This is a genomic window from Vibrio sp. V01_P9A10T6, from assembly GCF_963877065.1.
Lineage (GTDB): Bacteria > Pseudomonadota > Gammaproteobacteria > Enterobacterales > Vibrionaceae > Vibrio > Vibrio anguillarum.
Map to the genome: position 1 here is coordinate 1 of NZ_CAWNTB010000147.1, position 23,914 is coordinate 23,914.

The 23,914-nt window shown below is 47.2% G+C and carries 15 protein-coding genes; 5 read left to right on the forward strand and 10 right to left on the reverse strand.

What is annotated here, in order from left to right; genetic code table 11:
- Both AACQ21_RS09025 and AACQ21_RS09030 read left to right on the forward strand, forming a co-directional pair.
- On the forward strand, positions 1 to 1,272 hold a 1,272-nt coding region (locus tag AACQ21_RS09025; protein ID WP_146127515.1), incomplete at its 5' end, for an ATP-binding protein.
- A gap of 240 nt (positions 1,273 to 1,512) precedes the next feature.
- Complete coding sequence (locus AACQ21_RS09030) at positions 1,513 to 2,292, forward strand: TSUP family transporter (protein ID WP_094125845.1); 780 nt, start codon at positions 1,513 to 1,515, stop codon at positions 2,290 to 2,292.
- Here the strand turns inward: AACQ21_RS09030 and AACQ21_RS09035 are convergent.
- From AACQ21_RS09035 to gltB (AACQ21_RS09080), 10 genes are all read right to left on the reverse strand, one after another.
- Positions 2,216 to 3,088 (reverse strand): LysR family transcriptional regulator, encoded by an 873-nt coding sequence (locus AACQ21_RS09035; protein WP_105976429.1) that lies wholly within the window; start codon positions 3,086 to 3,088, stop codon positions 2,216 to 2,218. The genes AACQ21_RS09030 and AACQ21_RS09035 overlap by 77 nt on opposite strands.
- Positions 3,089 to 3,190: 102 nt before the next feature.
- A complete protein-coding gene (locus AACQ21_RS09040; protein ID WP_013856095.1) occupies positions 3,191 to 3,811 on the reverse strand; it encodes a TRIC cation channel family protein in 621 nt (206 codons plus the stop codon).
- A gap of 74 nt (positions 3,812 to 3,885) precedes the next feature.
- Positions 3,886 to 4,710: a vitamin B12 ABC transporter substrate-binding protein BtuF gene (btuF, locus tag AACQ21_RS09045; RefSeq protein WP_105976430.1), complete on the reverse strand. Its 825-nt coding sequence runs from the start codon at positions 4,708 to 4,710 to the stop codon at positions 3,886 to 3,888.
- Positions 4,711 to 5,664: a cobalamin biosynthesis family protein gene (locus AACQ21_RS09050; RefSeq protein WP_017050448.1), complete on the reverse strand. Its 954-nt coding sequence runs from the start codon at positions 5,662 to 5,664 to the stop codon at positions 4,711 to 4,713. It lies immediately after the preceding gene.
- Positions 5,665 to 5,681: 17 nt separating this feature from the next.
- Entirely contained in the window at positions 5,682 to 6,377 is a 696-nt protein-coding gene (gene mtnN / locus AACQ21_RS09055) for a 5'-methylthioadenosine/S-adenosylhomocysteine nucleosidase (protein ID WP_094165097.1), read from the reverse strand.
- 241 nt (positions 6,378 to 6,618) lie between these two features.
- A complete protein-coding gene (locus tag AACQ21_RS09060) occupies positions 6,619 to 7,044 on the reverse strand; it encodes a DUF1499 domain-containing protein (RefSeq protein WP_081244961.1) in 426 nt (141 codons plus the stop codon).
- A 140-nt stretch (positions 7,045 to 7,184) separates the two neighbouring features.
- Entirely contained in the window at positions 7,185 to 8,597 is a 1,413-nt protein-coding gene (locus AACQ21_RS09065; RefSeq protein ID WP_026029144.1) for an FAD-dependent oxidoreductase, read from the reverse strand.
- 18 nt (positions 8,598 to 8,615) lie between these two features.
- The gene (gltB, locus tag AACQ21_RS09070) at positions 8,616 to 13,079 is read right to left on the reverse strand and encodes a glutamate synthase large subunit (RefSeq protein ID WP_105976431.1); all 4,464 of its coding nucleotides are present in this window, start codon (positions 13,077 to 13,079) and stop codon (positions 8,616 to 8,618) included.
- Positions 13,080 to 13,491: 412 nt separating this feature from the next.
- Entirely contained in the window at positions 13,492 to 14,961 is a 1,470-nt protein-coding gene (locus tag AACQ21_RS09075; protein ID WP_105976432.1) for a glutamate synthase subunit beta, read from the reverse strand.
- A complete protein-coding gene (gltB, locus tag AACQ21_RS09080; protein WP_105976433.1) occupies positions 14,962 to 19,509 on the reverse strand; it encodes a glutamate synthase large subunit in 4,548 nt (1,515 codons plus the stop codon).
- A gap of 538 nt (positions 19,510 to 20,047) precedes the next feature.
- Between gltB (AACQ21_RS09080) and AACQ21_RS09085 the strand changes: the two genes are divergently transcribed.
- The 3 genes from AACQ21_RS09085 (at position 20,048) to AACQ21_RS09095 (ending at position 23,873) form a co-directional block, all read left to right on the forward strand.
- Complete coding sequence (locus AACQ21_RS09085) at positions 20,048 to 20,983, forward strand: TIGR01212 family radical SAM protein (RefSeq protein WP_105976434.1); 936 nt, start codon at positions 20,048 to 20,050, stop codon at positions 20,981 to 20,983.
- 99 nt (positions 20,984 to 21,082) lie between these two features.
- The gene (gene arcB / locus AACQ21_RS09090) at positions 21,083 to 23,422 is read left to right on the forward strand and encodes an aerobic respiration two-component sensor histidine kinase ArcB (protein ID WP_105976435.1); all 2,340 of its coding nucleotides are present in this window, start codon (positions 21,083 to 21,085) and stop codon (positions 23,420 to 23,422) included.
- Positions 23,423 to 23,426: 4 nt separating this feature from the next.
- Positions 23,427 to 23,873: a hypothetical protein gene (locus AACQ21_RS09095; protein ID WP_013856107.1), complete on the forward strand. Its 447-nt coding sequence runs from the start codon at positions 23,427 to 23,429 to the stop codon at positions 23,871 to 23,873.
- The last annotated feature ends 41 nt before the right edge of the window (positions 23,874 to 23,914 follow it).

Here is a 23,914-nt window from a genome sequence, read left to right on the forward strand (position 1 = left end):
GAAGCCGCTGGAGTGCCTATCATTGGTACTAGCCCAGATGCGATTGACCGCGCCGAAGATCGTGAGCGTTTCCAGCAAGCGGTTGATCGTTTAGGTCTGCTGCAGCCAGAAAACGCAACAGTGACCACAATGGAACAGGCGATTGAAAAATCGAAAGACATCGGCTTCCCGCTGGTGGTACGCCCGTCTTACGTTCTTGGTGGCCGCGCGATGGAAATCGTCTATGACGAACAAGATCTGCGTCGTTACTTTAACGAAGCGGTCAGTGTGTCTAACGAATCCCCAGTACTGCTTGATCGCTTCCTTGATGATGCGATTGAAGTCGATATCGATGCGATTTGTGATGGTGAGCGTGTCGTCATTGGCGGCATCATGGAGCACATCGAACAAGCGGGTGTTCACTCTGGTGACTCAGCTTGCTCTCTACCGGCTTACACGTTAAGCCAAGAAATCCAAGATGTGATGCGTGAACAAGTTGAGAAGCTGGCGTTTGAATTAGGCGTTCGTGGTTTGATGAACACGCAGTTTGCGGTTAAAGATAATCAAGTTTACCTGATTGAAGTTAACCCTCGTGCCGCTCGTACTGTACCGTTTGTGTCAAAAGCAACGGGCGCACCGCTTGCCAAAATTGCCGCGCGCGTGATGGCAGGGCAGTCTCTAGAGTCACAAGGCTTTACTAAAGAGATCATTCCTCCTTACTACTCAGTGAAAGAAGTGGTTCTGCCATTTAATAAATTCCCTGGTGTTGACCCACTGCTTGGCCCTGAAATGCGTTCAACGGGTGAAGTGATGGGTGTGGGTGCAACGTTTGCTGAAGCTTATGCAAAAGCGGAATTAGGTTGCGGTAATGTTTATCCTGAAGGCGGCCGAGCTCTGCTCTCTGTACGTGAAGGTGATAAACAGCGTGTGGTTGATTTAGCGTCGAAACTGGTGAAATTAGGTTATCAGCTTGATGCTACCCACGGTACAGCTGTAATTTTAGGTGAAGCCGGTATTAACCCACGTTTGGTGAATAAAGTGCATGAAGGTCGCCCTCATATTCTTGACCGTATTAAGAATAATGAATACACCTACATCATTAATACAGCCGAGGGGCGTCAAGCGATTGAAGATTCTAAAGTTCTTCGTCGTGGAGCATTAGCACAAAAAGTCAACTACACCACAACACTGAATGCTGCCTTTGCAACCTGTATGTCTCATACGGCCGATGCGAAGTCATCAGTTACGTCAGTGCAAGAGTTACACGCGCAAGTGAAAGCACACTTAGCATAAGCGTTAAAAAATAATAAATCAGTAGGTCTAAGACCTACATGACAACCTCATTGCCCGCTGAATTAAGCGGGCTTTTTTTCGGCCGAATTGAATCGTTTTACCAATGAAGAAGAGATTTGGCTTAGAGGATAGCTTTTTAATTGATGAAAAATGGGAATGGGTTGTTGTCTTGGCTTTCGCTTTTTTCACCTTTTAAGTGGTGCTATTGTTGGTTTTTATTGTTCAATGCGTTGATAAGAAATGGAACTTTCACTGGAAGTATTAGGCCTGTTGTTTTTGGTTGCAGGGATTGCAGGGTTCATTGATGCGATGGCTGGCGGTGGCGGTTTGCTTACTTTGCCGGCTTTGCTGGCAGTAGGCGTGCCACCGACTCAAGCGCTGGCTACCAATAAGCTGCAAAGCTCATTTGGCAGTTTCTCCGCCACTTGGTATTTTGTACGCAATGGCATTGTGAACCTAAAAGAGATGAAGTTGGCGATAGCTTGTACTTTTATCGGCGCTGCGTGTGGGGCTGAACTTGTGCAGCATATGGATGCCAGTTTGTTGACCAGCTTAATCCCGCTGTTGCTGATCGGCATTTCACTCTATTTTCTACTTGCACCCGCGACGAAAACCCACAATGGGCCTGCTCCATTGTCTGAAACGGCTTTTGCTTTTACGGTCGGTTTTGGTATCGGCTTTTATGATGGTTTTTTCGGTCCGGGCACAGGGTCTATTTTTACGGTCTGTTTTGTCGTGTTAGGTCATTTTTCGTTGATTGAAGCGACTGCAAGAACCAAGGTTCTCAACTTCACTTCAAACATTGCTGCGCTGCTTTTTTTTGTTATTGCTGGCTTGCCGATTTGGAAGATAGGGCTGGTGATGGCCGTTGGTGGTTTTTTAGGGGCGAGAATGGGCGCAAAGATAGTGGTGACTAAAGGGCAGAAATGGATCCGCCCATTAGTTATTGTGATGTCGATGTTGATGGCAGTAAAACTTCTTTGGCAACAGCATCAGCAATGGTTGTTATCAATCTTTTGACCCTTGGCGAGCGATAACTATTGCTGCGCAGACAGAGATGAACAGGTCGAACCAAAGGTTGCAGTTCATCAAAATCAAAGTAATAGCGAGGTTCAATGTTCAGCGCTTTAATCACTGAAAGTGGTACTAAAGCAGGCGTCATGCCTCCTAATGCCAATTGCGCTGCGGCCGTATACGAATCCATTTCCATCTGCGGCGTGATGGCGAGTTTCGCCAATATATCGACTTGATAGGCGTTCGCTGGGTTGGATAAATCATTGGTAACGAGCTGTTTAGGTAACGAAAATAAGGGTGTTTGGCTGACAATGTAAAAGGGTTCATCTACCAGATGAAACGTCATTAGCCCATGATTAACGGGTAAGTAGCCTGCGCAAAATCCTAATGTCGCTTTGCCTGATTGAACGTGCTGAACAATCCTCGGCGTATGGTTCGTGGTGATGGTGATGAACTTATCGTGCTTGAGGTACTGCCCCATGGTGGTATTAATATAGCCAGCGACTAACGTTTCTGAGCAGTCTATCCTGATCAGTGTGGCATCCGTAAAAGATTGCTGATCGAAAATTAAACCGCATAACTCACTAAAGCTTGGGCCAATAGTTTCAACCAAGGCCTGTGCATCTGTGGTTAATTTAATCTGTCGGCCATCAGGCTCAATCAGCTTTTTACCGACCCTTTTTTCTAAATTAGCAATCCGCTTACTAACGGCGGACTGGCTAATGTAGAGTAGGCTGCCCGTACGCCCCATGGTTTTTTCTTTGCTCAGCACCAGCAAAGTTTCGATACCTTCTAGCAACATAATTAATGACGATGAGGAATAGATTAGCTCATCTTATCGCAAAGCGACCATAACCCATAGCGTCTGTACATGTTACTGTTTGTGGTTTTGATGAGATCGGCTTTATTTATTCAGTGCAAAAGTGGGCAGTGATAAGTGCCAGCGGATCGCGCCAAGTCGAATGATTAAGGTTGAGGCGACTCCGGCCAGAAAGGCGCTTGAGCTATCGTAGCCCATCGCTAGTGCTGTGGTATGAAACAGACCGCCGATGATACAAGCTGTAGCATAGACTTCGCTGCGTAGCACCATTGGAATTTCACGGGCCAGTACATCACGAATAATACCGCCGCCACAGCCCGTGATAACGCCCATGATTACCGCAACCATGGCCGAGTCTTGATAGTTCATCGCCTTTTCAACACCAATGCCAACAAACACCGCTAAACCGATTGCATCACAAACGGGTAAGATCCACCAAGCAACGCGTTTAGGCCTGCGAACCAGCAGCATGGTGAGTAAACAAGTGATGAAAATGACCCAAAGGTAAGTGGTGTCTTTTATCCAGAAAACTGGCGTCGCACCCAATGCCATATCACGAATTGTTCCACCGCCAATTGCAGTAACGCTCGCAAGCACGACCACGCCAAACGGGTCCATTTTTAATCGACCAGCTAATAATACGCCAGAAATGGCAAAGATAGCCGTACCAAATAAGTCAATAAGATAGAGCAGCATGGAGTCCATGTTACTGGGTTCTCTTTAGTCGTTAATGGAACAAAATTCGGGCAGGAATTGTACGAGATTTTATTACGCAAGCGTTAGCGTTTTTGGCGAACGACGGAAAAGTACTCACACACTTCTTCTATCGCTTGCAGTGTTCTGGGCGTTGGTCGATTTAACCAATCTGAGGTCAGTGCCCACACAAACCCGTTTTGTACAGCGGGTAGTTGCTGTTGCCACTTTTGCCACATCGTGCCATTTTTTATCGCATGTTCAGAGGTGAAAATTACATCAGGTTTAGCCAGCAGTACTTGCTCAATCCCAACTTGAGGGTAGGGGGATGCGCTGTTGGCAAAAATATTTTCGCCGCCACAAAATTCAAAGACCTCACTGGGCCAACTGCCTTTGGCCAGTGTGATGATCGGTTTTTCACTGAGTTGATAGAAATAACGAACTTTACTTTGGCTGCCATAACTCTGTTTCAGAGTGATGAGTGATTGACGAAAATCACGCGCCGCTTGCTGGCCGATACTCGGATCATCGGCAAATTGGCTAAGTGCTTCAATATTATTGGCAATGTCATCGAGTTTTTGAGTTTTTGTCGTATAAATCGTCAGTCCTAACTGCTCTAATTTATCGAGCTCCTTCGCCGGATTACCTGCAGGCCAAGCAATCACTAAATCCGGTTTTAGGGTAAGAATGCGTTCTATATTCAACCCTTGGTAATTGGCCACTTTTTCTAGTTTGAGTGCTTGTGCTGGGTAGTCACTGTACTCGCTGACGGCCACCAATTTATCACCAAGGCCAGCCGAAAAGGCCAATTCCGTGGCATGAGGGGCTAAGCTAATGATGCGTTTAACTTGCGCTTGAACTGGAAAAGCTACGCACAGCGTGACGACAATATTGAGAAACAGTAAACGCATCTAAAATCCTTGATGGACGAGCAGCAGTATCACGCTCTCTAATGCTATCCACGCGAAAATACGCCAAGCTAGCAGTTTTTGGATTTGCGCAAGGTGGAAGGCTGATGGGGCGATACGTCCGCCTATTTTTACGCGCAGGGCTTTTTTATCACCGTAGATAGCTGGGCCACCTAAGGCCAGTGATAGTTTATTGCCGACGGCGGTTAACAACCATGCAGGCCCCGGGAGTGGCCATAAGCGGCTTTGTTGTAACATGGCTGAGAAGGTGTTTGATGCGTTGCGACCAATGATAATCAATAGGCTAAATAGGCGCAGTGGCACAAAGTCAAGCACAGCCAGCAAGCGTACCGATGGAATACCAAAAGGATGAAACGCCGCTCGCGAAGGCGCCCAAGCTCTGGCGAGTTCAGCGATGAGACGGTACATCAACGCGCCAATACCGCCAAGACAGGCGTACCAAAATAGCACTGCAATCACGTTGCGCCCATAGCCAACAATGACGGTTTCAGCCCCCGCCTTACCTAACCCCAGCGCTGACAAGCTATCGGTTTCACGATTCACAAAAGGGGCAAGCACGCTGCGAGCGTATTTTTTGTCTTCTTTGCTGAGTGCGCCGATAAGCTGATTGGCTAATAATTCTTGGCTACGCCAATCAAATGCGAGTAATAGTAGCGCTAAATCAAATAGTTGAGGTTGCCATACCAAAGGTTTTAACGCGACTAAGGTGACCCATGCGGGTAGGCACATCAATAGCCAAGCCAGTGTGCCGGAAAGTAGGCTTTGTGAATAACTGCTACTGGTATTGACTTTATCCGCTAATATTTCCGCAAATTTTCGCCACAAAGTGACGGGATGAGCGTTACGTGGGATGGGTAAAATAAGATGAAAGGCAACCGCTCCCCACATAACGAGGAGCGTACCGTTGGCATACAAGTAGGTGATTAACTCGTCCATGTTGAGTCTGTCACTGCTTACTTAAGCAGTTCGACCATCTTAATCACCATTTCTGATGAGCTTTGTGCGGCAAGCGGTAAAAATTCATCAAAGGACATCGGAGACGCTTTATCGGCTACATCTGAAATGGCGCGAACGACCACAAAAGGCACTTTGAATTGGTGGCAAGTTTGTGCAATTGCTGAAGCTTCCATTTCAACTGCAATCACGGTTGGGAAGTGTTGGCGAATAAAGCTTTGACGCTCAGCGGTACAAACGAAAGCATCCCCGGTACAAATCAGGCCGCGTACCGCGTGCTTATCTTTGATGTGTGTGAGTGCTTGTTCTGCAACGCGGATCAATGCATCATCCGCTTTGAAAGCGGCTGGTTGACCTGCCATTTGCCCCATTTCATAGCCAAATGCTGTTACATCGGCATCATGGTGACGAACTTCGCTTGAAATGACTACATCACCCATGGTTAAGCTTGAATCAAAACCACCTGCAGAACCGGTGTTAATCACTACATCTGGTTGGTATTCATTAAGTAAAAGAGTGGTGCCAATGGCTGCAGCGACTTTACCAATGCCAGATTGTAGCAGCACCACATCCACCCCATGGATTTGACCTGAAAAATAGGTGCAGCCCGCTTTGCTGACTTCTTGAACATTGTCGATTGCGTTTTTTAATATCGCGACTTCTTGCTCCATCGCGCCAATAATGCCGATTTTCATGAGGTTTCTCTTATTCGGTTAGTAGTAAATATTCGGTTAATAGTAAATATCTGGTGAATATCCCCTTCCTACTTGAAGCCGCAGTGGTGTTTGGCTACGTTCGCTCACCCCAATCACATAGTTTGCCTACGCTCATGGGGACTCACTCACTTGCCGCCTACCTGCAACTCCAAGTTGTTTGGGTATAGCAAAATTGGCCGAAGTTTAGCACGAAACTTTCCGCCAGTGCGATATTGAGCAATTATTCAATCAAGCCTGCTTTGGTGAGGTTTTCTCGCAGTGTTTCTGCTCGCTTACGATTGACGCCCATATCTGAATAACCAATGCGCGATTCAGATCGTACGATTAAACGCCCATTCTCTATCTTAAGTTCAAGATCATCCACAAATCGCCAAATACGACTGGTGCATTCAATGCGGAGATAATTGTCCTCTTTCACCGCCGTTTTCGAGCGAGGAATAGAAAGCGCAACCGCTTCAATTTTATCTAAAGAGACGCCTGTTTTGAGGATAAAGGGAGAGAGCGAGAACGCGTTACGCTCATCTTGAGTTGAAACGCAATTCGGTTTATTTCCGCAAGGGGTCGCAGTGCGATCGGTCATAGTTGTCACTCCTTGGCTGCAAGCGGTTAGTGTGGCAAACATCAGTAAACTTAGTACTACGCGCATGATAGTCCTTATCAAATGAATCCTCATTACCAATCGCCAAAATACAAGCAAGCTGCAGTGTCGATGGTTGAAGGAAAATGGCCTAAGAAAAAAGGATTCACGTTACCATGAATCCTTCAAGGATATTAAGCAGTTAAGGCTTAAAGGCCTAAGTAGTCAAGTATTCCTTCTGCGGCTTTGCGCCCTTCGTCAATGGCCGTGACGACCAGATCGGAGCCGCGCACGGCATCCCCACCAGCAAAAATTTTTTCATTACTGGTTTGGTACTGGAACGATTGCTGCGACGCGGCCTTAATGCGTCCCCATTGATCAAGTTCAACGCCGAATGGCTCAAGCCATGGCATGGCATGTGGCTGAAAACCAAACGCCATAATGACGGCGTCGGCTGCCAACACATGTTCGCTGCCCGCAACTGGCTCGGGCTTGCGACGCCCAGCAGTGTCAGGCTCCCCTAAAGCGGTTTGCACCACTTTAACGCCACTCACTTGGCCTTGTTCATTGACCTCAATGGCGAGCGGTTGCAGGTTGAACATAAATTCTACGCCTTCTTCTTTGGCATTTTTCACTTCTCGGCGTGAACCCGGCATGTTCTCTTCATCGCGTCGGTAGGCACAAATCACTTTGGCGGCATGCTGGCGAATGGAAGTACGCACGCAATCCATCGCAGTGTCTCCGCCTCCAAGTACCACGACTTTTTTGCCCGCCATATCAATAAATGGTTGGGGCGATTCCAAACCCATCACTTTATAAGTATTTGATACTAAGAAGGGTAGAGCATCGTAAACACCGTTTGCCTCTTCATTTTCTAGCCCTGCGCGCATGTTTTGGTAAGTCCCTACACCGAGAAAAACCGCATCATATTCATTAAGCAGCGTCTGCAGTGTGATGTCTTTACCTACTTCGATGTTGAGCTGAAATTCGACGCCCATCTCACTGAAAATGCGGCGGCGGTTTTCCATTACGCCTTTTTCAAGTTTGAAAGAGGGAATACCAAAGGTTAGCAAACCACCAATTTCAGGATAGCGATCAAACACCACAGGCTTCACCCCGTTGCGCACTAAAATATCGGCTGCGGCTAGGCCTGCTGGGCCTGCACCAATGATCGCTACTTTCTTATCCGTCCACTCCACGTGTGACATGTCTGGTTTCCAGCCCATCTCAAACGCTTTGTCGTTAATGTATTTTTCGATGTTACCTATGGTGACCGCACCAAAGTCATTGTTTAGGGTACAAGAACCTTCACAGAGGCGATCTTGTGGGCAGACTCGCCCACACACTTCGGGCAAGCTGTTGGTTTGGTGCGAGAGTTCAGCGGCTTCAATAATGCGCCCTTCGTTGGCCAGTTTTAGCCATTGCGGAATGTAGTTGTGTACTGGGCATTTCCATTCGCAGTAAGGGTTGCCGCAATCTAAGCAGCGATCCGCTTGAGCAGTCGCTTGCTGTTTAGTAAAGGGTTCGTAAATTTCGACGAACTCGATTTTGCGAATAGTGAGCGGCTTTTTTGCCGGATCAACTCGATTCACATCAATAAATTGGTATACGTTCTGGCTCATTCATCTGGCTCCTTCCAATTATTGCGCTTGAACGCGAAGTTCGGCGGCACTGCGGCTTTGATGGCCGAGTAGGGTTTGCAGATCCGCCGCTTGGGGTTTGATGAGATAGAACTTTGGAATCCATTCATCAAAGTTCGCTAAGATCTGTTCAGCATGCACCGACCCCGTCTCTTCCAAATGCTCGGCAATTAAACCACGTAAATGTTCTTGGTGAATGTAGAGATCTTGCAATGAAATAGCCTCTACTGATTCACTGTTGACTCGACCTTGGAAATCACCGTTTTCATCCATCACGTAAGCAAAGCCGCCCGTCATACCCGCGCCAAAGTTAACGCCTGTTGCGCCCAAAATGGCGACGATTCCGCCGGTCATGTATTCGCAAGCGTTATCACCAGCGCCTTCGATAACCGTGATAGTGCCAGAGTTACGCACACCAAAACGCTCTCCCGCTTTGCCAGCCGCAAACAGCTTGCCGCCCGTTGCGCCATATAAACAGGTGTTGCCGATGATCGTAGCGTCGTTGCAGTTAAAAGCGGTGCCAAGGTGGGGTTTGATGACCAGCTTTCCGCCTGCCATCCCTTTACCAACATAGTCATTGGCATCACCAGTAAGGTAAAGCTCAACACCACCTGCGTTCCATACACCAAATGACTGACCTGCTGTGCCATCGAGATAAATTTTAATCGGCGAGGCGGCCACGCCTTGGTTACCATAACGTTTGGCGATTTCACCAGATAGGCGAGCACCGAGCGAGCGATCAGTATTTTGTACGTTGTAATACAAGCTGATCGATTGTTGTGCTTCAACTGCCGCTAAAGCGTCATCGACAAATTGTTGGTTAAGTTGTCCTTTATCAAACGGTGTATTGGGTTGAGTCCAGTAAAGCGGATGACCCTGAGCCGATACTGGCGCTTCCAATAAACCGGATAAGTCCAATTTGCTTTGCTTAGCGGTCATCCCTTCAAGTACTTCTAGTAAATCGGTGCGGCCAATCAGATCGGTGAGCTTTTCAACGCCCAACTGTGCCAAGTAACCACGGACCTCGTCGGCAAGACCGATGAAATAGTTCATCACCATCTCAGGTAAGCCTTTGAAATACTCTTTACGCAGCGTTTCATCTTGCGTTGCTACGCCCGTCGCACAGTTATTAAGGTGGCAAATCCGTAAGAATTTACAGCCCATCGCGACCATAGGAGCTGTGCCAAAACCGAAGCTTTCGGCACCTAAAATCGCGCCTTTAATCACGTCTAGTCCTGTTTTTAGACCACCGTCAACTTGAAGTCGAATTTTGTGGCGCAGGCCGTTTGCGACTAACGCTTGTTGGGTTTCAGCAAGGCCGAGTTCCCAAGGGCTACCCGCGTATTTTACCGAGGTGAGTGGACTAGCCGCTGTACCGCCGTCATAGCCGGAAATGGTGATAAGGTCGGCGTAGGCTTTGGCAACGCCAGTGGCAATGGTGCCAACGCCCGGCTCTGAAACCAATTTGACCGATATCAGCGCTTTTGGGTTAACTTGTTTGAGATCGAAAATCAGCTGGGCTAAATCTTCAATTGAATAAATATCATGGTGTGGTGGTGGTGAAATTAAGGTCACGCCTTGCACTGAGTAGCGCAACTTGGCAATTTCCGCGGTCACTTTATGGCCGGGAAGTTGGCCACCTTCACCCGGCTTTGCTCCTTGCGCCACTTTAATTTGCAGTACGTCAGCATTGGTGAGGTAATGCGGAGTCACGCCAAAACGCCCTGATGCGACCTGCTTAATACGGGAGTTACGTTCAGTGCCAAAACGGCGTGGATCTTCTCCACCTTCACCAGAGTTGGAGTAGCCACCTAAGCGGTTCATTGCGGTCGCTAACGCTTCATGGGCTTCTGGGCTTAAGGCGCCAATCGACATCGCCGCAGAATCAAAACGTTTAAATAGCTCCGTACTGGGTTCAATTTTTTCCAGTGGTAGCGGTGTCGCTGATTTTTTTAAGCGCAGTAAATCGCGTAGCATCGCGACGGGGCGTGCGTTGACCTGCTGGGCAAAGCTTTGGTAATCGGCGCTTTCACCTGATTTAACTGCGGCTTGTAAGGTACCAACCACATCTGGGTTATAGGCATGGTATTCACCACCATGCACGTATTTTAATAAGCCACCTTGTTCGAGCGTTTTACGTTTGGTCCACGCTTTGCGCGCTAAATTAAATAGATCTTGTTGGAAGTCTTCGAAGTTAGCACCTTGAATACGCGTGGTGACGCCTTTAAAACACAACTGAACTACGTCGCTATGTAGGCCAACCGCTTCAAACAGCTGCGAGCAGCGATAAGAGGCAACGGTTGAAATGCCCATTTTCGACATGATTTTCAATAAACCTTTGTCGATACCGTAACGGTAGTTTTGCATCACCTCGCGATAGCTTTTTTCCAACGTGCCATCATCAATCATTTTGCCGAGCGTTTCGTAGGCCAAGTAAGGGTAGACGGCGGTTGCGCCAAAGCCGATTAAGACTGCAAATTGATGAGGGTCACGTGCGGTGGCGGTTTCGATAATGATGTTTGCATCGCAGCGTAAATTGGCTTCGACTAAGCGAGTGTGTACTGCGCCCACGGCCATTGCCGCTGGGATCGGCAGTTTATCCTTATGCAAAGCGCGGTCAGATAGTACGATCAATACCGATCCTTGGCGTACAGCCTCCTCTGCTTGTTGGCAAAGTTCGAGCAAAGCTTGCTTGAGATCCTTATGCTGTGGATCGTAATTGATGTCTAAAATGGTATTGCGATAGTGTTTGTCGCTGAGCTCCAATAGCTGTTGCATGTCGGAATAGAGCAAGATAGGTGAATCAAAAGTAACACGATAAGCGTGACCATCGGTTTCACAGAACACGTTCATCTCTTGGCCGATGCTGGTGGCCAGTGACATCACGTGCTTTTCACGTAGTGGATCGATAGGCGGGTTCGTAACTTGGGCAAATTTTTGGCGGAAATAATCGGTAACCAAGCGCTCTTTCGAAGAGAGCACCGCCATCGGCGTATCATCACCCATTGATCCCACCGCTTCTTGGCCTACATCTCCCAGTACGCGCAGTACTTGATCAATCTCTTCGTTGCTCATTGCAAACTGTTTTTGATAGGTTTTTAGCTCGTCATTGTCAAAGCTGCGCTCGCCCACCAAGTCGTCACTGAGTTCAGAAAATGGCGTTAATCGGTGGACGTTATTTTTCATCCACTCGCCATAAGGGTGGCGGCTTTTGAGATCGTTATCAATTTCACTAGATTGCCACAACTTCCCATGGCGGGTGTCGATCACCAGCAGTTCACCGGGTCCAACGCGGCCTTTTTCAGCCACTTCATCGGGCGCGTAATCCCAAATTCCGACTTCAGAGGCGAGGGTGATGAGTTTATCTTTGGTGATCACATAACGCGCAGGGCGAAGGCCATTACGATCAAGGTTACAAGCAGCATAACGGCCATCCGATAACACAATGCCAGCTGGGCCATCCCATGGCTCCATGTGTTTTGAGTTAAAGTCGTAAAAGGCACGAAGGTCTGGGTCCATATCAGGGTGATTTTGCCACGCCGGCGGCACTAACATACGCATGGCACGGAAAATATCCATTCCCCCTGCTAAAAACAGATCGAGCATGTTGTCTAAGCTTGATGAATCGGAACCTGTTTCATTGACAAATGGCGCGGCGGTTTGCAGATCCGGTAGTAGGGGAGAGGCAAATTTGTAAGCCCGTGCTCGCGCCCATTGACGGTTCCCTTCGATAGTATTGATTTCACCATTATGCGCTAAGTAGCGGAACGGCTGTGCCAATGGCCAACGTGGCTGAGTATTGGTTGAAAAGCGCTGGTGGAACAAGCAAATGGCTGATTCCATCCGTAGATCAGCTAGGTCAAGATAAAAGCGCGGTAGGTCTGCAGGCATGCACAAGCCTTTGTAAACAATGACTTGAGTCGATAGTGAGCAAATATAGAAATCACGATCTTCGGTGATCTGTTTTTCAATGCGACGGCGAGCAATGTAAAGGCGTCGTTCAATGTCTCGTTCACGCCAACCAGCGGGAGCACTAACAAAGACTTGTTGAATATCAGGCACGGATTCGGCAGCAATAGGGCCAAGTACAGCTTGGTTCGTTGGTACGGTTCGCCAACCTGTCACTGTGAGTGTTTCTTGCGCCAGTTCTTTGTTGATAATATCGCGCGCTGATTGCGCTTTGACCGGATCTTGGCTGAAGAAAATCATACCAATCGCATACTGTTTGGCGAGCTTCCAACCTTTTTCTTCAGCGATGAGTCGTAGGTAACTATCTGGTTTTTGTAGTAATAGACCACAGCCATCACCGGTTTTACCATCGGCTGCGATGCCGCCACGGTGGGTCATGCGATCTAATGCTGAAATCGCGGTTCTGACTAATTTATGGCTGGTTTGGCCTTCCATGTGGGCGATCAAACCAAATCCACAGTTGTCTTTCTCTAAACTTGGATCATATAGAGCCATTGCAATTCTCCCTTTGCTTCTCTGTCATCCAGACAGTAAATGACTAACTATTCTATTTTTGTTGTTTTAAGTGGGTAATTATGCGTTCATTCTCAATTTAAATTTTAACAAAAATGATTATTTTAATTTTCACTGACTTCACAACCTATAGCTTATGGTGCAAAAGGTCAAGTTGTTGGTGAAAAATCATGTTGCAATGGGATTTACCACCTAATCATCTAGATTAATATAATATATTCAATGAGATAGAATTTTTGTTGTTACAGTTTGTTAACGTGGGTAATCTCATGGAATAAGAATTAGCCATAAAAAAGGCCAGCATTAAATGCTGGCCAAAAAGTAGAACGTTGGAAGGAATCATCGCAGCTTAGCGCTCTGGATCACCTTGAACCAGCGAAAAGAGCGCGAGGCACTAGGCTGAAAGCATCAATGAGTCGGCTTTCGCTTCTAAGTTGGTATTGCCCATTAAATAAGCGTCGATCTCGCGTGCGCACTCGCGCCCTTCATTGATACAACGTACGACCAACGATTGTCCTGTACGCATATCACCTGCAGCGAAAACACCTTTTTGGCTGGTCGCAAAACCTTGTGTCGCGACGTTGCCACGCTCATCCAACTTGATATCAAGTTGAGCAAGTACACCATGTGGTTCTGGATGTAAAAAGCCCATAGCAAGGAAAGCCATATCACACGCAATAATACGTTCACTGCCCGCGACTTCATCAAAGTTCGGGCGCTCACCCGGTTTTGCATCTTGCCAAACGATATCAGCAACACGTAGCCCCGTGACTTGACCTTGCTCGTTGCCGAGGAACTCTTTGGTTAGAATATTCCAATGACGTTCGCAGCCCTCTTCGTGGGAGGTTGAGGTGCGCAAAATCATTGGATATTGCGGCCAAGGCATATTGGCTGGGCGCTTATTGGCTGGGATCGGCATGATTTCAACTTGCGTTATGCTTGCGGCGCCGTGTCGGTTTGAGGTTCCGACACAGTCAGAACCAGTATCACCACCACCAATCACCACCACATGTTTGCCCTTAGCGTGGATCTCGTCAGTTTTAAGATCCATGTTATTCGCGCGGCGGTTATTTTGTGCCAGAAACTCCATCGCAAAATGAACCCCTTTTAACTCGCGCCCCGGAATCGGCAGGTTACGAGGCACGGTAGAGCCACCAGTAAGCAAGATGACATCAAACTCTTGGCGCAGTTGTTGTGCGTTGATATCAACACCGATATGTGCGTTTACTTCAAACTTGACGCCCGCTTCTGCCATCAAATTGATTTTGCGATCAATAACGTCCATACCCAGTTTGAAATCCGGAATGCCAAAACGCAGCAGGCCGCCGACTTTTTCATCACGTTCAAACACAGTAACTGAGTGACCCGCGCTGTTCAACTGCTCAGCTGCGGCCAAACCTGCCGGGCCAGATCCAATGATAGCGATGGTTTTTCCAGTACGAGAACGCGGCTTTTTCGCTTTGGCATAGCCTTCGCGATAAGCCGTTTCTACGATGGTTTTTTCGATATTACAGATGGTGATGGGATCTTGGTTGATCCCGAGTACGCACGAACTTTCGCAAGGTGCAGGGCACACGCGACCCGTAAACTCGGGGAAGTTATTGGTTGAGCTTAAGATCTTCCAAGCTTCTTCCCAGCTATCACGATAAACGGCATCGTTAAATTCAGGAATAATGTTACCGATAGGGCAACCGTTATGGCAAAACGGTACTCCGCAGTCCATGCAACGAGACGCTTGAGTATTAATTTTGCTACCAAACTCTTCGTTGAGGACAAACTCTTGGTTGTTTTGAATGCGAACCGTTGGATCGAGCTTTTTTGGCAGCTCGCGGCCATGTTCTAAAAATCCAGTAGGCTTACCCATTTATACGGCCTCCACTTCTTCCGTTTGTACTTGCGCAGCTGCAGCCTTGCGTTTTTGAAGAACCGCTTTGTAGTCACGCGGCATCACTTTCACCATTTGGGTGAGGTTTGCTTCAAAATTATCAAGGAATAACTGAGCCACTTCACTTCCTGTGAACTGAACATGCTTGTTGAGCATCTCACGTAGCAGATCGGTATCTTCTTGTTGTAGTGGGTCGAGATCAACCAATTCAGCGTTAAGCTTAGTTTCGAAGTCTCCATGTCGATTCCACACGTAGGCTACACCGCCGCTCATACCAGCCGCAAAGTTACGTCCTGTCGAACCGAGGATCACTGCGACTCCACCTGTCATGTATTCACAGCCGTGATCGCCGATACCTTCTACGACCACTTTAGCTCCTGAGTTACGCACGCAGAAACGTTCTCCAGCAAGGCCGCGAATATAGGATTCACCAGAAGTTGCGCCATAGAAACAGACGTTACCCACCACGATGTTATCTTGCGCAATGATGGTTGAGCGCGTGTCAGGGTAGAGCACTAACGTACCGCCAGATAAGCCTTTGCCCCAATAATCGTTGGCATCACCTTCCACTTCAAACGTCACCCCTTTAGCAAGGAATGCACCGAATGATTGGCCTGCAGAGCCGTTGAATTTAACTTTCATTGGCTGAGGTAGACCTTGGTCTTTGTATACCTTCGATATTTCGTTCGACAGCATAGTACCCGTGCTACGGTCAGTGTTGACGATAGGGAAGACTGCGTGAACCGCTTCGCCTTTCTCAAGCGCGGGGTTGGCTACTTGAATTAGCTGACGATCTAGCACGTTTTCTAGATGATGATTTTGTTTGGTTTGGCAATAAACACCATCTTCTGCACGAGGCTCTTGAATGTACAACACTGGTGACAAATCGAGGTTTTTGTATTTCCAGTGGTTGATGTTGTCACGCACTTTCAGTTTATGCGATTGGCCAACCATTTCATCGATAGTACGGAAACCCAGTTCAGCCATGATTTCACGTAAGCCTTGCGCCATGTATTGGAAGAAGGTGACGACATCGTCTACGCGGCCATCAAAGCGCTCACGCAAGGTTTTGTTTTGTGTCGCAATCCCTACTGGGCAGGTGTTTTTATGACACTTACGCATCATGATACACCCTTCAACCACTAGCGCAGCGGTGGCAATTCCCCACTCTTCCGCGCCTAACAATGTCGCCATTGCAAGGTCACGTGGTGTTTTCATCTGACCGTCACTTTGCACGACAATGCGATTACGCAGGCCATTTTTAAGCAAGGTTTGGTGCGTTTCAGCAAGGCCGAGCTCCCAAGGCAAGCCTGTGTGACGAATCGAAGACATCGGTGATGCACCCGTGCCGCCATCATAGCCGGCAATTAATACCACATCCGCTTTGGCTTTAGCCACACCGGAGGCGATAGTACCAACCCCGGCTTCGGAAACTAATTTCACGTTGACGCGGCCGGTACGGTTCGCGTTTTTCAAATCAAAGATCAGTTGCGCCAAATCTTCGATCGAATAGATATCGTGATGCGGTGGTGGTGAAATAAGACCGACTCCCGGAGTCGAGTGGCGTGTCGCGCCGATCCAATCATCGACTTTATCACCCGGCAGTTGCCCACCTTCACCAGGTTTCGCGCCTTGAGCCATTTTGATCTGTAGTTCATCGGCATTGGTGAGGTAGTAAGAGGTCACGCCAAAACGACCAGAAGCGACCTGTTTAATTGCAGAGCGTTCCCAATCGCCATTTTCTTTGCGTTCAAAGCGTGCTGGATCTTCACCGCCTTCACCCGAGTTGGATTTCGCGCCAATACGGTTCATCGCCACGGCTAACGTTGAGTGCGCTTCGTAGGAGATTGAACCAAACGACATGGCACCGGTTGCGAAGCGTTTTAAAATACGTTCAATCGGTTCCACTTCCTCAATGGGAATCGAACCGGCTGGATTTTTAACAAAATCAAGCTGGCTACGCAGCGTGGCAGCGTTGTCGCCTTGGTCATCTACCGCTTTCGCGTATTGCTTGAACTGCACATAATCTTTGTTGCGTGTTGATTGTTGCAGCAACGAAATCGTCTCTGGGTTAAACAGGTGTTTTTCGCCACGCTGTTTCCACTGATAAACGCCGCCCACATCCAACACTTGCACTGGAACTTCGCGAGTCGGGTAGCCCACGCGATGGCGAACTAACACCTCTTTTGCGATGTCATCAATGGTCAAACCTTGGATGCGCGATACAGTGCCAGTAAAGTACTTATCTACCACTGATTTGCTGATGCCCAACGCTTCAAAAATTTGCGCACCGTGGTAAGACTGCAATGTGGAGATGCCCATTTTGGAGAAGATCTTCAGCAGCCCGCCATTGATGCCTTTGCGGTAATTGTCAAACAGATCTTTCGCTGCAATGGTCGGGTCGAGTTTTTTGACTCGTTGTAAATCGATAATGGTTTCAATGACTAAATACGGGTTAACCGCATTTGCGCCATAGCCAATCAATGTCGCAAAGTGGTGCGTTTCACGCGCATCGCCGGTTTCTACCACTATGTCACATTTAGCTCGTAAGCCTTTACGGATCAGGTGGTGATGAACCGCACCGACAGCGAGCATTGCAGGGATCGCCGCATGGTTTGAGTTTACCGCGCGGTCAGTCAATAAAATAATCGAGTAACCATCGATAACCGCATCTTCTGCATATTGGCAAATGCGTTTCAGCGCGCGTTCCAATTTGCCTTGATCTTCACTGGCTTGAAATACGATATCTAAGGTTTTCGCTTGCAGATGTTCGTTATCAATAGCGCGCAGTTTCTCAAGCTCAGAGTTGGAAAGAACCGGAGATTCCAATTCGACTTTTAAGCAGTGCAGGGGGGTCTCTGTCAGTAAGTTCTGATCTTTACCGAGGTAAGTATTGAGCGACATCACCATTCTTTCACGGATCGGGTCGATCGGTGGGTTGGTGACCTGAGCAAACAGTTGCTTAAAGTAGTTGGAGAGATGCTGTGATTGATGCGAAAGCACTGCTAGAGGCCAGTCTGCACCCATAGCCGAAAGCGGTTCATAACCGGTTTTTGCCAAAGGAAGAATGATTTCATTCACCTCTTCTGAGCTGACGCCAAACGATTGTTGGCGGGACATTAGACGCTCAGGAGCAGGTTGGCTGTACTGGTTGCTCGCTTCAGGCAGTTTTTTCAAGCTGAGGAGGTTCTCTTCAACCCATTTGGCGTAGGGCTGCGCATTCGCAATGCTGTCTTTCACTTCCTCATCAGAAATGATGCGTCCTTGCTCTAAATCAGCGACAAAGATACGTCCGGGCTGTAAACGGCCGCGGTATTCCACGTTCTCTGGTGCAATTTCAACCACGCCAGATTCTGAAGCCATGATCAGAAAATCATCTTTAGTCACGGTATAACGTGATGGGCGCAGGCCGTTACGGTCCAGTGTTGCGCCAACTTGTACACCATCAGTAAAACATACTGATGCTGGGCCATCCCACGGTTCCATGACATTAGCATGGTATTGGTAAAATGCGCGGCGGGTTGGATCCATATTTTTATTTTCTTGCCACGCTTCAGGGATCATCATCATCAGGGCGTGTGGCAGGCTGCGGCCAGACAGAACCAATAACTCTAATGCCATATCGAAGTTGGCGGAATCTGAACTGCCTTCTTGGCAAATTGGCAGCAGCATGTCGATTTCAGCTTGTGTAAACAAATCTGATTCGAGGATCGCTTCGCGCGCTTTCATCCAGTTTAAATTGCCGCGAACTGTGTTGATTTCGCCGTTGTGCGCAATGTAACGGAAAGGCTGAGCTAAGCGCCATTTAGGGAATGTATTGGTCGAAAAACGAGAATGCACCAGCGCCAGCGCAGTCACCATGGTCGGATTTTGTAGATCAAGGAAGTACTGTGGTACTTGCTCTGTGGTGAGCTGACCTTTATACACCAAGGTTTTGTAAGACATGGAGTTGATGTAAAAATCATCACCAATGTTGGACACACTTTCTAAGCAGACTCGAACGGTGTAATTACGCAGAACGTACAATTTACGCTCTAATTCTGCGGGGGTGGTACTTGGGCCACCGGAGATGAAAACGTGCTCAAATTGAGGCTCAGTGCTAAGTGGGTCTGCGCCAATCATGGAGTTATCGGTTGGCAAAACGCGATAACCCAGTACTTCTAAATCGAGTCTCTTGGCGTTGCGTTCTAAAATATCACGACACTGGGCGCGTTTGTGCTCATCTCTTGGAAACAGCACCACGCCGACGCCGTACTTTTCAAACGAAGGCAGTTTTAAGCCAAGTTTAACGGTCTCTTCAAGTAAAAACTCATGGGGTTTTTGTAATAAGATACCTGCGCCATCACCAGAACATGGGTCACAGCCTTGGCCACCACGGTGTTCCATACGAGCAAGCATGTCTAAAGCTTGAGTCACAACTTGGTGAGACTTACGGTTTTTCAGGTGGGCAACAAAACCGATACCACAAGCGTCATGCTCCAATTCAGGAGTATATAGACCTCGTGAATCCTGCTCTCTATCTACCATAGATACATCCTTCCAGTTCAATTTAGACGCACGTGTGCTAAGGCATACTTAGCGATGCGACTTGTCCTTTAATTGTTATCAATCTAAACCTGCCTGTGTTGGCGGGTTCGAATCCTTTCCGTCTCTCGCCGGAAAAATATGGCGAGAAAAACATTCCTTAGTGATATTCAATTTATTTATGCCACTTGCTAGTGGTTTGTATAGGAGGGGTGCGAATATCACCGATTTTTCCACAACTATTTATGTAAGGAATATCACAAAAAATAGGGCGGATGTGTAAGTATCCTACAATTTTGTTTATAGGAATTCCAACGAAAACTCATTTTAGTCGCCCATTTTTTTCGTTAAAAATGCATGCACTGTTTAACATTGGTGCAACATTAAGCAAATAACGCTGTTTTTATGAATGTTTATTGATTTTTGTTAGGTTGGAGAGTGTTTGATACGGCTACTCTTTATGAATTTATTTTGCAGGGATGTAATTTAGTTACATAAATCTAACTGAGATTCATTACTATCTATAAGCGGTATTTCTTCAATGCAATTACATCAATTGGTTAACACGATCGGCCAAGATCTGCAGCGCCGTTATGGCGAAAAAGTTCACAAGCTGACCCTGCATGGTGGTTTTAGCTGTCCGAACCGAGATGGCACGATTGGGCGAGGTGGTTGCACCTTCTGTAATGTCGCTTCTTTTGCTGATGAAGAAACACAAGCCCAAAGTATTGAGCAGCAATTGACAGAACGCGCTGGTGAAATCAAACGTGCCAAAAAATATCTAGCCTATTTTCAAGCTTATACCAGTACCTATGCGGAAGTGCAGGTGTTGAAAAATATGTATCAGCAAGCGCTTCAATCGGCTGACATTGTTGGGTTATGCGTTGGCACTCGGCCTGATTGTGTACCCGATGCTGTGCTCGATTTATTGGCCGATTATGTGCGGCAAGGTTTTGAAATTTGGCTCGAACTGGGTTTGCAAACCGCCAATAATCAAACACTCAAACGGATCAACCGTGGTCATGATTTTGAATGTTATGCGTTGATCACTGAGCGCGCTCGAGCCTTGGGGATCAAAGTATGCACGCATCTCATTGTGGGGCTACCTAAAGAAACGCGTACCGATAATCTTCAAACCTTAAAGCAAGTCTTAGCGGTAGGCACTGATGGTATCAAGTTACATGGGTTGCATATTGTTGAAGGCAGTACGATGGCTAAAGCGTGGCGAGCAGGAAAATTACAAGCGCCAACGTTAGAAGAGTATGTTGCTATTGCGAGTGAATTGATTCAAATGACACCGCCTGAGATCATTTATCACCGAGTCTCGTCAGCCGCTCGGCGGCCGACACTGCTTGCGCCACTGTGGTGTGAAAATCGTTGGCTTGCAATGACCGAAATAGGCCGAGCACTTAATCAAGGTGGCGCGCAAGGCTCACGCTTAAGTCGAGCGTTTGTCTATACGCTTCCAAACAGCTAAAGATTCAAGCAATTTCGCAAATCCTTGTGATTAACTTGGCTGACGAATCGACGTTAAACGCGTTAGACTAGTGGCACTGTTATTACATGGAAGTGTTTAATGAAACCCATGAAAAACCTTGCCCAGTACTATGTCGACCTATTGGTCAAACTGGGCATTCTCCGTTTCTCCATTCTTCTTGCGCTCGCTTTAGTGGCCTTGGCAGTGGTGGTGCAAGTTGGTATCACGTTGGTGCTCAATGGTTATGTTGATGATATCGACATCGTTCGTTCCGTCTTTTTTGGTTTATTGATCACGCCTTGGGCAGTTTATTTTCTTTCAGTGGTGGTCGATCAGTTAGAAGAGTCACGTCAACGCCTCTCGAAGTTGGTTTCTAAGCTCAAAGACATGCGCTCACGCGATCAAGAGCTCAATTATAAGCTTCAGCAAAATATCGAAAAACTCAACCAAGAAATTGAAGAGCGAATTAAGGCAGAGGAAGCGCGTGAAGAGGCGATGGCCGATTTAGAAAATGAGGTCTATCAACGCGAAAAAACGCAGCTTGAATTGGCAGAAAGAACCGCCTTATTGCGCTCTTTTATCGATGCCTCTCCTGATCTGATTTACTACCGTAATGCGAACGGCGTTTTTTCTGGCTGCAACCGAGCGATGGAAGAGCTAACGGGCAAGCGTGAGCATCAGTTGGTTGGGTTAACTCCGTGGGATGTCTATAGCAAAGAAGTCGCGCAACAGATCGTTGAAACTGACGAAAAAGTGTTTGCTGACAATCAAGCCATCACTTATGAGCAGTGGCTTGAATACCCTGATGGCCGCAAAAACTATTTTGAACTGCGTAAAGTCCCTTTTTACAGCAAAGATGGCCGCCACTTAGGGTTGGTGGGCTTTGGGCGAGACATTACCGAACGTAAACGCAATCAAGAGTCTTTGGAAAAAGCGAGCCGGGATAAAACCACTTTTATTTCGACCATCAGCCACGAATTGCGCACACCACTCAATGGTATCGTTGGCCTGAGCCGTATGTTGCTTGATAGCCCAATGACGCCAGAGCAACGTAAATACATGCAGACTATCAATGTCAGTGCCATTACGTTAGGTAATATCTTCAACGACATCATTGATATGGATAAATTTGATCGCCGTAAACTGGAGCTACTGCCAGCACCGTTGAATTTTGAAGAATTTGTCGCTGAAATTGAAAGCATTTCAGCATTGATGGCAGAACAAAAAGGGCTAAGGTTTGATCTCGAACGGCTCAGTGATTTACCGGTTGCGATTGAAGTGGATGCGACGCGTCTGCGTCAGGTGCTGTGGAACCTGATAAGTAATGCGATGAAATTCACTAAAGAAGGTGGCGTGGTTATGACGGTCAGTGCCGACATCGAGGATAAGTTCGCACATATTACGCTGGAGGTGGAAGACACAGGCATTGGCATACCAGAAGCGGAACTCGATAAAATTTTTGCCATGTATTACCAAGTCAAATCGGGCAAGGACAATTTGCACGCTGTTGGCACGGGGATTGGTTTAGCAGTATCTCGCCAATTGATCAACTTAATGGATGGTGATATTTCTGTGAGCAGTGAAGAAGGTTTTGGCAGTACCTTCACCGTTTCAATTCGTGTGCCTTTGGCGCAAGATGCCCAATTCAAACCAGCGCTATCCATTTCTCAAAAAAGTTTAGCTATTTTTATGGTTGAAGATATTGAGCTCAATATTACAGTTGCTCGTTCTTTGCTAGAAAGTTTAGGACACACGGTTACCGTCGCTATGACAGGTGAAGAAGCCAAACAAAAATTTGTGCCGCAAGAGTACGATCTGGTTTTCCTCGACATTCAACTGCCAGACATGACCGGGTTTGATGTCGCTGCGTTTTATAGACAAACTTATGATAACCTTCCGCCACTGGTTGCATTGACCGCCAACGTATTGAAAAATAAAGCTGAATACCTAGAGAAAGGGATGGATGATGCGATTAGCAAACCACTGTCGGTGTTGGCGATTCAAGAGGTGATTGCAAAATTCACCCATAGTGAAGCGATTCAACTTGCCGACGCTAAGTTTAAGGCTGCCCCAGAAGAACACAGTGATTTGAACACGCATTTGCTCGATCTTGAAATGCTTGAGTCTTATATCGATATTGTTGGTCCGAAACCTGTGCTGGAAAGTATCCAAATGTTCGAGCAGATGATGCCCAGTTATGTTGAAGTGCTAGATTCCAATATGGTAGCAAAAGATCAAGCAGGCATTGTTTCAGAAGCACACAAAATCAAGGGTGCTGCGGGTTCAATTGGTTTGAAACACATTCAAAACGTTGCACAAAAGGCACAGTCGCCAGAGCTACCTGCTTGGTGGGAAAATATTGGTGACTGGATAGATGAAATTAAAAATGGGTATCAACACGATATTCAAGTCTTGAAACAATGGTTAACTCAAAGGTAATGGTATGAAAAAAATCGGGTTGGCTTCATTAGTCATGGCGCTACTATCTGGCTGTAGTTCACCGCAAGTGAATTGGCTGCAGGACAGCAGTGCCGTGATATCAAATATCACCATTGGGTTGAAAAGTAACCTTTGGATCAATCAAATGCCTACAGCTAATGAGAGCGAAATACCTCTTGTGCATGGGACATTAAGATTGGATTCGTCGGCAATATTACCTGCCAATTTAACGATTGACGCGTTGATGGTCCAGCAAAGGGATAAAAATTGGCTGGTGGGCAGTGAATCGTTAGATTTACGGACTCAAAGTGAAGATCAATGGGAAGTTGTGTTTGAATGGCCGATGCAGCTTAATGTGGATAAGCCCGTTAATGTAGCTTTGCAATTGAGCGATGGTACAACAGCGCAGTGGCTTATCGAAAAGAGCGTCTTCATCGACAAAGTCTATTAGATTTATAGAACGGCTCCACGCGCAGTAGTCAGCCATGAAAA

Coding starts and splice junctions, on each gene's coding strand:
- AACQ21_RS09030 (WP_094125845.1), top strand. CDS start 1,513: ATGGAACTTTCACTGGAAGTATTAGGCCTGTTGTTTTTGGTTGCAGGG.
- AACQ21_RS09035 (WP_105976429.1), bottom strand. CDS start 3,088: ATGTTGCTAGAAGGTATCGAAACTTTGCTGGTGCTGAGCAAAGAAAAA.
- AACQ21_RS09040 (WP_013856095.1), bottom strand. CDS start 3,811: ATGGACTCCATGCTGCTCTATCTTATTGACTTATTTGGTACGGCTATC.
- btuF (WP_105976430.1), bottom strand. CDS start 4,710: ATGCGTTTACTGTTTCTCAATATTGTCGTCACGCTGTGCGTAGCTTTT.
- AACQ21_RS09050 (WP_017050448.1), bottom strand. CDS start 5,664: ATGGACGAGTTAATCACCTACTTGTATGCCAACGGTACGCTCCTCGTT.
- mtnN (WP_094165097.1), bottom strand. CDS start 6,377: ATGAAAATCGGCATTATTGGCGCGATGGAGCAAGAAGTCGCGATATTA.
- AACQ21_RS09060 (WP_081244961.1), bottom strand. CDS start 7,044: ATGCGCGTAGTACTAAGTTTACTGATGTTTGCCACACTAACCGCTTGC.
- AACQ21_RS09065 (WP_026029144.1), bottom strand. CDS start 8,597: ATGAGCCAGAACGTATACCAATTTATTGATGTGAATCGAGTTGATCCG.
- gltB (WP_105976431.1), bottom strand. CDS start 13,079: ATGGCTCTATATGATCCAAGTTTAGAGAAAGACAACTGTGGATTTGGT.
- AACQ21_RS09075 (WP_105976432.1), bottom strand. CDS start 14,961: ATGGGTAAGCCTACTGGATTTTTAGAACATGGCCGCGAGCTGCCAAAA.
- gltB (WP_105976433.1), bottom strand. CDS start 19,509: ATGGTAGATAGAGAGCAGGATTCACGAGGTCTATATACTCCTGAATTG.
- AACQ21_RS09085 (WP_105976434.1), top strand. CDS start 20,048: ATGCAATTACATCAATTGGTTAACACGATCGGCCAAGATCTGCAGCGC.
- arcB (WP_105976435.1), top strand. CDS start 21,083: ATGAAACCCATGAAAAACCTTGCCCAGTACTATGTCGACCTATTGGTC.
- AACQ21_RS09095 (WP_013856107.1), top strand. CDS start 23,427: ATGAAAAAAATCGGGTTGGCTTCATTAGTCATGGCGCTACTATCTGGC.